Below are 9,907 nucleotides of genomic sequence, written 5' to 3'. Positions count from 1 at the left end.
TTCAAAGTCTCTCTCCTTTTAGGAGAGAGAAATAGAAGTGAGGTTTTCCAGATGCCGCTGAATTGTCAGACCTTTAACCAGTTGCTTTGAGCAACTTGTCTAGTTAATTGAGATAGTAACTGGATTTATGCCGTACTGTACTAGTCTAGATAAATGAATTAATCAAGGGTTCGACTATTGTATAATCGGGTTTGTGAGTCAACCCTGCATTGCCCCTCAGTGTATCAATTGAAGGCGGTTGAACCATGCTAGAAATTCCTGAATATAAAATTTGGGCAAAAATCCATGAAAGTGCTAATTCACGGGTCTATCGGGGAATTCGTGAACGGGATCATTTGCCTTTAATCTTCAAGATTTTGAAGAAAGATTACCCCACCCCAGAGGAAATCACGCGCTATAAACTCGAATATGAAATTACGCGCAGCTTATCATTGGAAGGGGTTATCCAGGCTTACGGCTTGCAGCAATATCAAAGTACTTTTGTGATCATTCTGGAGGATTTTGGGGGGGAATCTTTAACAAAAATTATAGCGGCAAGAAGGTTTTCCTTAACAGAGTTTCTGAAGTTAGCTATTCAGATCGCTGAGGCTTTAGGTGAAATTCATACCGCAAATATTATTCACAAGGATATTAATCCATCCAATATTGTTTTAAATATAGAAACACAACAACTTAAAATTATTGACTTTGGGATTTCAACTGCCCGATCGCGGGAGACATTAACTCTCAAAAATCCAACCGTATTAGAGGGAACATTAGCTTACATCTCTCCAGAGCAAACAGGCAGGATGAACCGTTCTCTGGACTACCGAACTGATTTTTATTCATTAGGTGCGACCTTCTATCAACTTTTGACCCATCGGCTGCCCTTTGAATCTAGTGATGCCCTGGAGTTGATTCATTACCATCTGGCTTTGGAACCTGTTCCACCAGATACGCTCGATCCAGAAATTCCGGCGATCGTTTCCGAAATTATCCTGAAACTATTAGCTAAAACAGCAGAGGATCGATATCAAAGTGCCTGGGGAATTAAAACTGATTTAGAACAGTGTCTAATTCAGCTAGAAAATACGGGACGAATTGAGCCTTTTTTGTTAGCGCAACAGGATATTTCTGATAAGTTTTATATCCCGGAAAAACTCTATGGTAGAGAAAGGGAGGTTGAGACATTATTAGCAGCGATCGCCAGAGTAGCAGGTAAGAGAATTGATCAGTCGCAAGTTGAACTGATGCTGATAGCAGGATACTCCGGTATTGGCAAGTCAGTATTGGTGCAGGAAATTTATAAACCGATTACGCAACAACGGGGCTACTTTATTTCGGGCAAATTCGATCAGTATCAGCGCAATATTCCTTACTTTGCGATCGCTCAAGCCTTTGAATCACTGATCAAACAATTATTGACCGAAGAGGATGTACAACTGGGTCAGTGGCGAGACAACCTCTTAGCTGCCCTCGGCTCAAACAGTCGCGTAATTACTCAAGTAATTCCCACATTGGAACTAATTGTCGGCAATCAACCAGACGTACCAGTTCTACCGCCAACAGAAGCCCAAAATCGCTTTAACCAAGTCTTCCAAAATTTCATTCGCGTTTTTACCCAGTCAGAACATCCACTCGTCATCTTTTTAGACGATCTCCAGTGGGCAGATAATGCCTCGCTGAAGCTGATTCAACTGCTAGCTACCTCCACTGAAAAACAATCGTTATTGTTAATGGGGGCATACCGAGATAACGAGGTAAATACAGCGCATCCCCTGATCCAGATGGTAGAGGAAATTCGCCAAGCTGGAGCAGTAGTGAACCAACTTTCTCTGGCAGCATTAAGTTTACCTGATATCAATCAGCTGATTGCCGATACATTGCACTGCCAACCAGAGAATTCCCTGCCCTTAGCGGAACTGGTGCAACTAAAAACTGGTGGTAATCCCTTTTTCATCAATGAATTTTTGAAATCTCTCTACACGGAAGGGCTAGTAGAATTCGATCACCAAACAAATAAATGGCAATGGTCGATAGAGCAAATTCATAATCAAGGAATTACCGATAATATTGTGGAGTTGATGGCAGGCAAGATTCAGAAGCTCAACGCTAAGACGCAGCAACTATTACGGCTATCTGCCTGCATTGGCAACCAATTTAATCTAGAAACCCTAGCATTAGCCGCCGAACTATACCAGCGAGAAACCGCCCAGACTTTGGGAGTAGCGATCGCCCAAGGGTTGATTCTGCCCATGAGCAATGCCCACAAATCGGTTGTATTGGATGTGCCACTCCCTGGCAACCCTGCCATTGAATATAAATTTGTTCACGATCGCATTCAGCAAGCAGCTTATTCTCTGATCCCCGAATCAGAACGGAGACATGTTCATCTGCAAATCGGCAAACAAATGCTCCAGCAAGCTTCTGCCCAGCAGCGAGAGCAAAATATCTTTGACATTACCAATCAACTCAATTTAGGTAAAGAGCTAATTAAAATCCAGCCAGAGCGAGATGAACTGGCTCAACTAAATTTGATGGCAGGGGAAAAAGCGAAAGCTTCTACAGCATACAACTCTGCTCTGAAATACTTCCAAATAGGTTTAGATTTATTGGCAGATAATTGCTGGCAAACTCAGTATGACTTGGCTCTAGCGCTGTATAGTTTGGCAGCAGAAACAGCTTACCTCAATGGCGAACTAGAGCTAATGGAACAATTGGTAAGCTGCGTGCTAGAAAATACCAAATCGCTGGCAGCCAAAATTAAAGTTTATGAAGTAAAAATTCAAGCATATTGCGGACAGATGCAATTTCTGTCAGCACTGGCGATCGGTCTTCAGGCTCTAGAGGAATTAGGCGTACATCTGCCAGTTGCACCAACTCCAGAGGAAATTCAGCAGGCATTCTCCAATACTGCCCGCACCTTGGAGGGTAGGCGGGTGGAAGATTTGTTTAATCTACCACCGATGACGGATGCGATCGCTCCCCTCAGCATGTGGTTACTAGCAAATTTGACGGCCCCAGCCTACCAAGCAGCCCCGGCGCTATTTCCACTAATCATTCTGGAGATGGTGAATTTATCAATTAAGTACGGCAATCATGACCTTTCAGCCTTTGCCTACGCCGCCTACAGTAACATTCTGGGTAGCGTGCTTCTAGAGATTGAAACGGCCTATCAGTTTGTGCAGTTGGCACTGAAGCTACTAGAAAAATCCAGCAATTTACTGATCCGTTGTAAAACCCTATTCATGGCCAACGCCTCTGTGCGGTTTCGGAATGTTCACCTCAAAGAAACGATTAAACCATTACAGGAGGCTTACCAAATCGGTATTGAGACGGGAGATTTGGAATTTGCCGCATACAGTATTTTGCACCACTGCGATCACTGTTTTTTTACAGATATGCCCCTGTCTGAACTGGAACAGAAACTGGAAAGCTACATCCAAGTACTCACTCAACTGAAAGAATCTACTAATGCCAATGCACTCAAGGTTTATCAACAGACAGTCTTGAATTTGATGACGACATCTCCTGCTCCCGAAGTTTTGATCGGTGAGGCTTACGATGAGTCGCAAGAATTACCTTTGCTGCAACAAGCTAATCATCATAAAGGGCTGTTTTATCTTTACTTCAATAAGCTATTTCTTTGCTATTACTTCGAGAATTTCCCCCAAGCCGTTGACAATGCCAATCAAGCAGAAAATTACCCGGATGGGGGTAGGTCGAATGCTGTTTTCCCCATCTTCTATTTTTATGATTCCCTGGCGCGACTAATGCTGTATCCGCAGGTGAATCACCAGGAGCAGGCAATAATTCTCCAACGGGTAGCTGACAGTCAACAGAAGATGCAACTTTGGGCACATCATGCCCCGATGAACTATCTACACAAGTGGTACTTAGTAGAAGCAGAACGGCATCGGGTATTGGGTGAGGTAGTAGCAGCAATGGATGCCTACGATCGCGCCATTACCCTGGCGAGGGAGAACGAATACCTCCAAGAAGAGGCTCTGGCAAACGAACTGGCAGCAAAATTTTATCTGGCAAACAACCGGATGACGATTGCCAAAACTTATCTCCAAGAGGCGAAGTATGGTTATTTAAGGTGGGGGGCAACCACTAAAGTCCAAGATTTAGAAAAACGCTATCCCCAACTGCTAGAGGTAGGCTCAGAAAGAACCGAAAAACGTCAAGTTGACACTACACAATCGACTTCAACTAAGTTAGCAGCACTTGATCTAGAAACGGTGTTGAAAGCCTCTCAGGCGATCGCCAGTGAAATTCTGCTAGATAAACTCCTGGCAAAACTGATGACCATTCTGATTGAGAATGCTGGGGCGCAAACGGGTTATCTGATTTTGCCAACACAAGACGAATGGCGGGTTGAGGCGATGGGTTCGATTGGCAATGAGACAGTAGCCGTATTGCAATCAATTCCCCTGGAATCGAGATCAGCAGATAGCACTCCTTACTTGCCAACTACCCTGATTAATTACGTGGTTCGCACCCAAGAAAGTGTTATTCTCGACAGTGCTGCTCAATTGGGCAACTTTCAATCTGAACCCTGGATTGTTCAGCACCAATCGAAATCAATCCTTTGTGCGCCTCTTTTAAACCAGGGAAAACTAACTGGAATTGTCCTTTTAGAAAATAATCTCACCACCAGCGCCTTTACCCCAGAGCGAATTGAAATCTTCAGTCTACTTTCTACTCAGGCAGCTATTTCCATTGACAATGCCCGTCTGTTAAAGCAGCAGGCAGAACTGAATGAATCCTTACGGGCTGAAATTACCGAACGCCAACGAGCCGAGAAAGACCGCGATCGCATGATCGCCATCCTAGAAGCATCTACCGATCATATTGGCATGGCAACCCCCCAAGGCAATATTTTTTGGAATAACACTCAAGCCAGAAAATTGGCAGGTATACCACTAGATGCAGACATCACTACTATGAACATCCCTAACTACCATCCCCAATGGGCATTAGAGATTATCCAAAATCAAGGCATTCCGGCAGCTATCCAAGATGGTAGCTGGGTTGGTGAAACCGCGTTGTTGGGCAGTGATGACAGAGAAATTCCAGTTTCCCAAATGATCATTGCTCACAAAGCTATAGATGGCAGTCTGGAATATTTTTCTACAATCATGCGCGATATCAGCGCCCTGAAAGCAGTAGAGGCAGAAGTCCGTCAACTCAATGCCGAATTGGAAGAACGAGTCATCCAGCGAACTGCCGAATTGCAAGCTGCTAACAAAGCGTTGGAGGCTTTTTCTTACTCTGTTTCTCATGATTTACGGGCACCGCTACGGGCGATCGTTGGTTTTTCGAGAATGATCCAAGAAGACTGCGGTGAGCAACTCGATGCGGAAGGCAATCGTTATCTAAAAGTTGTGCGAGAGAATGCCAAACGCATGGGTGAGTTGATCGATGATCTGTTGAACCTATCCCGCCTAGATCGTAAGGAAATGACCCGGCAACCCGTTTTCTTCAATGAGATGATTCAAAAGGTGCTGAGTGATTTAGCCCTGGATTTAAAGGGTCGTCAGATTGAGTTTGCGATCGCTGATTTACCCATGTCTCACGCTGATCCTTCACTGCTCAAGCAAGTCTGGATAAATCTGTTATCGAATGCGATCAAGTACACCCGCTACAAATCCTCTGCTTACATTGAAGTGGGCTATGAGGTTATGGATGGGGAAGGAGTGTATTTTATCAAAGATAATGGAGCCGGATTTAATATGCGATATGCCGATAATCTGTTTGGGGTATTCCAACGTCTGCACCGCGAACAAGATTTTGCAGGTACAGGCATTGGACTGACGATCGTGCAACGCATTATTCAACGCCACGGTGGGCGTATCTGGGCCGAAGCAGCGGTTGATCAAGGCGCGACTTTTTACTTCACCGTTCCCAATAAAATAAACCATGACTGACCAACCCATTGATCAGCCCACTGAACCATTTTCTGAGCAACCAACTTTCATTGTATTAGTTGAAGATAATCCTACTGATGCCGAGCTAACTATTCGGGCATTGCGTCGCGGTAGAATCAGCAATCAGATTCAACTGCTCGAAGATGGAGCCGAAGCCCTCGATTTTCTTTTTTGTCAGGGGAACTACGCCCACCGTAGCATGACGAATCAACCCAAAGTCATTTTGCTGGATTTGAAACTGCCAAGGATAAGTGGATTAGAAGTTTTACGGCAACTCAAGTCTGATCCACGCACACAAATGATTCCGGTTGTGGTGCTGACTTCTTCTGCTGAAGACCAGGATATGATTGAGAGTTACCAACTTGGGGTGAATAGCTACATCGTCAAACCTGTTGATTTTGAACAATTTAACGAAGTAGTCAAACAGCTTGGTTTTTATTGGGTCTTGTTTAACCAAGCGCCATTATTATAATTAACCTGAGTTCGGGATAAGGAAAGCAGATAAGCCACTAGTACAGCACGGCGTAAATAAACCACCCATTCCAAATCAACGAAACTCTTATCCTGTATTCATTTTGACTTTTGACTTTTGACTTTTGACTTCCGCCTTGCGGTACTAGAGCCTTTCGTCCTCATACATACTTTCCCGGCTTACCGCATAGTCCGAAAGGGGAGGTGCATCATGGCGGTGACTTGCTGCCCATTCCCGGAAAGCTGTTACCCACTCCGATGCTGTTGCAGTTTCATGGAAGGGACGTTCTGACTGTTTTACCAGTTGCCGCAACAGGGTATCTATATATGGTTTAACCTGCTCTGGAGAAATATTGGTGATGCTTGCCAATAACCGAACTATATTTTCTAACTCGTCTTGATGTTGTTCTTGCAAGTTTTGTAGGTGCTGATAAATCAAGGTTTTCTGAGCATCGCCTTCATCGGTATCTGGATTCATAAGTGTCCTACCGTTGTATGCGCTATTTTCATTATGGGAGGTTTTAAAACTTTATTAACAAGTATGTAATTACAAATTACGTAGCTTGCTTCTCATGCCTTGGCGAGTATTACAAATTACGAATTATATTGCAATCCTTCAGCACTGCTACCAATTTTTCAATATGCGCTGCTTCATGAGTTGCCATTAAAGATATTCTGATCCGACTTGTGGGTACTGTGGGAGGGCGAATTGCTGGGGCAAAAATGCCAGCATCTCTTAGCTGTTTTCCAGCTTTGAGCGCATCTGTCGCATTAGGGAATTGAAAACATAATATGGGTGATTCAGAAGGCAGCAATTTCAGGTTAGGTAACTGTTGCAGCAAAGTTTTCAAGTAATGTATATTTCCCCACAATTGGGCACGGCGTTGCGGTTCTTGTTGCACTATCTTGATTGCTGCTAAGGCCGCGGCTGTATCAGCAGGTGAAAGCCCAGTGGTATAAATCCAACTGGGTGCGCGGTTCCGCAAAAAGTCAATTAGAGCGCTACTTCCTGCCACATACCCGCCTAAACTACCTAAAGCTTTACTCAAGGTGCCAACTTGAATTAACTGCTTTCCTGTACATCCAAAATGTTCAACACACCCAGCGCCAGTTTTTCCTAGTACCCCAGTGGCATGAGCTTCATCAACCAACAGCATACAGCTAAACTCATCAGCGATCGCCAACAGTGCAGGTAACGGACATAAATCGCCATCCATACTGAAGACAGTATCAGTAAGAATCAAACAGCGGCGGTAATTTTGTCGCTGTTGACTCAACTGAGTTTTTAATACTGCGATATCACAGTGCGGGTATTCCACAACTGCTGCACCGCTGAGAATCGCTCCATTTTTCAGACTGGAATGATTGTACTGGTCAGAAAAAATTAAATCACGTTTGCCCACAAGGGCGGTAATTGCACCCAAATTGGCTAGATACCCGGAACTAAATACTAAGGCATCTTCTGTTTGTTTGGTAGATGCGATCGCTTCCTCTAACTCCCTGTGTAACTCCCGATGCCCACTGAGTAATCTAGAACCAGTGCTACCAGTCCCAAATTCCGCGATCGCAGCCGTTGCAGCTGCCATCAACCGCTGATCTCCAGCCAATCCCAAATAGTCATTGCTGGCAAAATTAATTACCTCTTGCCCAGCTAAAACCACCGTTGCACCCGGATGTCCGTCGATAGGTTGTACCGAACGATACCAGTCCGCCCGATGAATTGTTGCTAAGGACTGTTCTAGCCAGGCATAAGGGTCAGTCATTGGGGAGCAGGGGGGCAGGGGAGCAGGGGAGCAGGGGAAAAATAACTAATAACTAATGACTAATAACAAATGACAAATGACGAATGACAATTAAACTTGTTCGCTACTGAGATGAGCGATCGCTTGTTTAATCCAATCTTCGACATAGGCATCTTTGGGTAGTCCGATGTCTTCGCTGACCACATGCAGGGCGTGACTGACCTCGTGGGCAGTATATCCCAAGGCGAAGAGGGTCATTTGCACCTCTTCGAGAATTCCTGGTGCTGGCCCGCCTGTGGCGACGAAGAACCCGGCTGATTTACGCCACTCGACTAATTTGCTTTTCAGTTCCAAACAGATGCGTTCAGCGATTTTTTTACCCACTCCTGGAGCCTGAATGAGGATTTGTGTATTCCCAGCGATGATTGCTTGGACTAAATCTGGTAGTTCCAGAGTGTCCAAGAGAGCGATCGCTAAGGCTGCACCAATACCTGTGACAGTCAGCAAGTGGCGAAATAAATCGCGTTCGGCTGGGGAAGCAAAGCCATATAGAAAGGGCACTTCTTCCCGAATTTGCAAATGGGTAAAAATTTGCGCCACTCCTCCTGACTCTGGTAACTGATTGGCTAGCCGTTGGGGAACTTGCAAATCATACCCCAAGCCATTCACTTCTAGAGTCAGAATCACGCGATTAGCGCCAATTGTTTGGATACCAGCGACTATACCTTTTAAATAACTAATCATTACAAGAGACCAAAATAATTTAAGCCTTCAATAATTCCACCTGCACAAAAACTTTTTGCCAGGTAGCGGTGGTCATCAGGATACTCATTGTGCCATTGGAGTAACTCTTTTCGGGCATTCCCCACAATGATTCCCCGTTCGTTGCCTACAGCAAATAAAGCAATATCATTACCTGAATCACCACAGACAACTGTTTGTTCTGCTGCAAATTTCCACTTCTGGCGTAAAAACTGCATTGCCTGACCTTTATCGCTGCTATGGGGTACAATGTCAAGGTCAATACCGCTACTGTAGATTAACTTTACATTTAATTTAGATTTCTGCAACTCTGCTTCAAGTTGTGGTAGAACTTTCGCAGATGCATCTTGTTCTAGGAAAAAACTCACTTTAAAGGGACGCTGCTCTGAATCTGGTTGCCGAGCTAACTCAGGGTATTTTTTAGTAATAGATAATACCGTTTCGCCCTCCCATCCCTGAGATAAGATTTCTGACCAACCTGAGTCTGGAGTATCAGTACCATCAAGGTAAATTTCTGTACCTACAGAAAGAACAAGAGCATCGGGTTGCAAAAGATTTTTTTGAGCTTGGAGTTCTTTGTAAAGTACAGGCGATCGCCCGGTAGAATAAACGATTTTAGTGCCGTATTCTTGGCGATGTCTATTCAGCAGTTGATTTAGTTCTGGTAAAGCGCTGTCATCACCCACAGTCCGATATACGAGAGTGTCATCTAAATCGGTTACAAACAGAAATGGTTTCATGATTAGAACTCTTGCAAAATTTCGTTATTTTACCGCGTGAAGAGACTTTTGCAAGAGATTTATCAGGAAAGGCAGAGGGCAGGAGGCTCAGTTGGCAGAAGGGAATTCTAACTCCTGCCCACAGAAGAGACCGCAGGGAGTAAGGGTTTAAGACCCCCACTGAACTCTTGTTCAGTGGCTCCAAGTTAGGAGGGGTCGGAATCTCCTTCTAACTTGTTCCTTCTGCCGCCTTTGACTATGGGCTATCGTGTCGCCCACCCCACAATAAATAGTTGTATAT

6 protein-coding genes are annotated in these 9,907 nt (G+C 44.5%); 2 read left to right on the top strand and 4 right to left on the bottom strand.

Going from position 1 to position 9,907, the window contains the following annotated elements; translation table 11 throughout:
* The first annotated feature begins 245 nt into the window (after nt 1-245).
* Complete coding sequence (locus VB740_RS34055; protein ID WP_323204232.1) at nt 246-5,912, top strand: AAA family ATPase; 5,667 nt, start codon at nt 246-248, stop codon at nt 5,910-5,912.
* On the top strand, nt 5,905-6,384 hold the full coding sequence (locus tag VB740_RS34050) for a response regulator (protein WP_323204231.1): 480 nt from the start codon (nt 5,905-5,907) through the stop codon (nt 6,382-6,384). The genes VB740_RS34055 and VB740_RS34050 overlap by 8 nt, the downstream gene beginning before the upstream one ends.
* Nucleotides 6,385-6,528: 144 nt before the next feature.
* Here the strand turns inward: VB740_RS34050 and VB740_RS34045 are convergent, their stop codons facing one another.
* From VB740_RS34045 to VB740_RS34030, 4 genes are all read right to left on the bottom strand, one after another.
* On the bottom strand, nt 6,529-6,861 hold the full coding sequence (locus tag VB740_RS34045) for a hypothetical protein (protein ID WP_322738017.1): 333 nt from the start codon (nt 6,859-6,861) through the stop codon (nt 6,529-6,531).
* A 109-nt stretch (nt 6,862-6,970) separates the two neighbouring features.
* Nucleotides 6,971-8,146, bottom strand: a complete 1,176-nt coding sequence (gene bioF / locus VB740_RS34040) for an 8-amino-7-oxononanoate synthase (protein ID WP_323204230.1) — start codon at nt 8,144-8,146, stop codon at nt 6,971-6,973.
* A 90-nt stretch (nt 8,147-8,236) separates the two neighbouring features.
* On the bottom strand, nt 8,237-8,869 hold the full coding sequence (gene ruvA / locus VB740_RS34035) for a Holliday junction branch migration protein RuvA (protein WP_109007998.1): 633 nt from the start codon (nt 8,867-8,869) through the stop codon (nt 8,237-8,239).
* Nucleotides 8,869-9,627: a sucrose-phosphate phosphatase gene (locus VB740_RS34030; protein ID WP_323204229.1), complete on the bottom strand. Its 759-nt coding sequence runs from the start codon at nt 9,625-9,627 to the stop codon at nt 8,869-8,871. Before VB740_RS34030 ends, ruvA begins: the two co-directional genes overlap by 1 nt.
* Between the last annotated feature and the right edge of the window lie 280 nt (nt 9,628-9,907).

The organism is Nostoc sp. UHCC 0251, assembly GCF_034932245.1.
Taxonomy (GTDB): Bacteria; Cyanobacteriota; Cyanobacteriia; order Cyanobacteriales; family Nostocaceae; genus Nostoc.
Note: the sequence above shows the minus strand (reverse complement) of the source record. Positions and strands in the feature narration are given on the sequence as shown.

Excerpts from the sequence above, each read along its gene's own strand:
- VB740_RS34055 (WP_323204232.1), top strand. The coding sequence starts at position 246 with ATGCTAGAAATTCCTGAATATAAAATTTGGGCAAAAATCCATGAAAGT.
- ruvA (WP_109007998.1), bottom strand. The coding sequence starts at position 8,869 with ATGATTAGTTATTTAAAAGGTATAGTCGCTGGTATCCAAACAATTGGC.
- VB740_RS34030 (WP_323204229.1), bottom strand. The coding sequence starts at position 9,627 with ATGAAACCATTTCTGTTTGTAACCGATTTAGATGACACTCTCGTATAT.
- VB740_RS34045 (WP_322738017.1), bottom strand. The coding sequence starts at position 6,861 with ATGAATCCAGATACCGATGAAGGCGATGCTCAGAAAACCTTGATTTAT.
- bioF (WP_323204230.1), bottom strand. The coding sequence starts at position 8,146 with ATGACTGACCCTTATGCCTGGCTAGAACAGTCCTTAGCAACAATTCAT.
- VB740_RS34050 (WP_323204231.1), top strand. The coding sequence starts at position 5,905 with ATGACTGACCAACCCATTGATCAGCCCACTGAACCATTTTCTGAGCAA.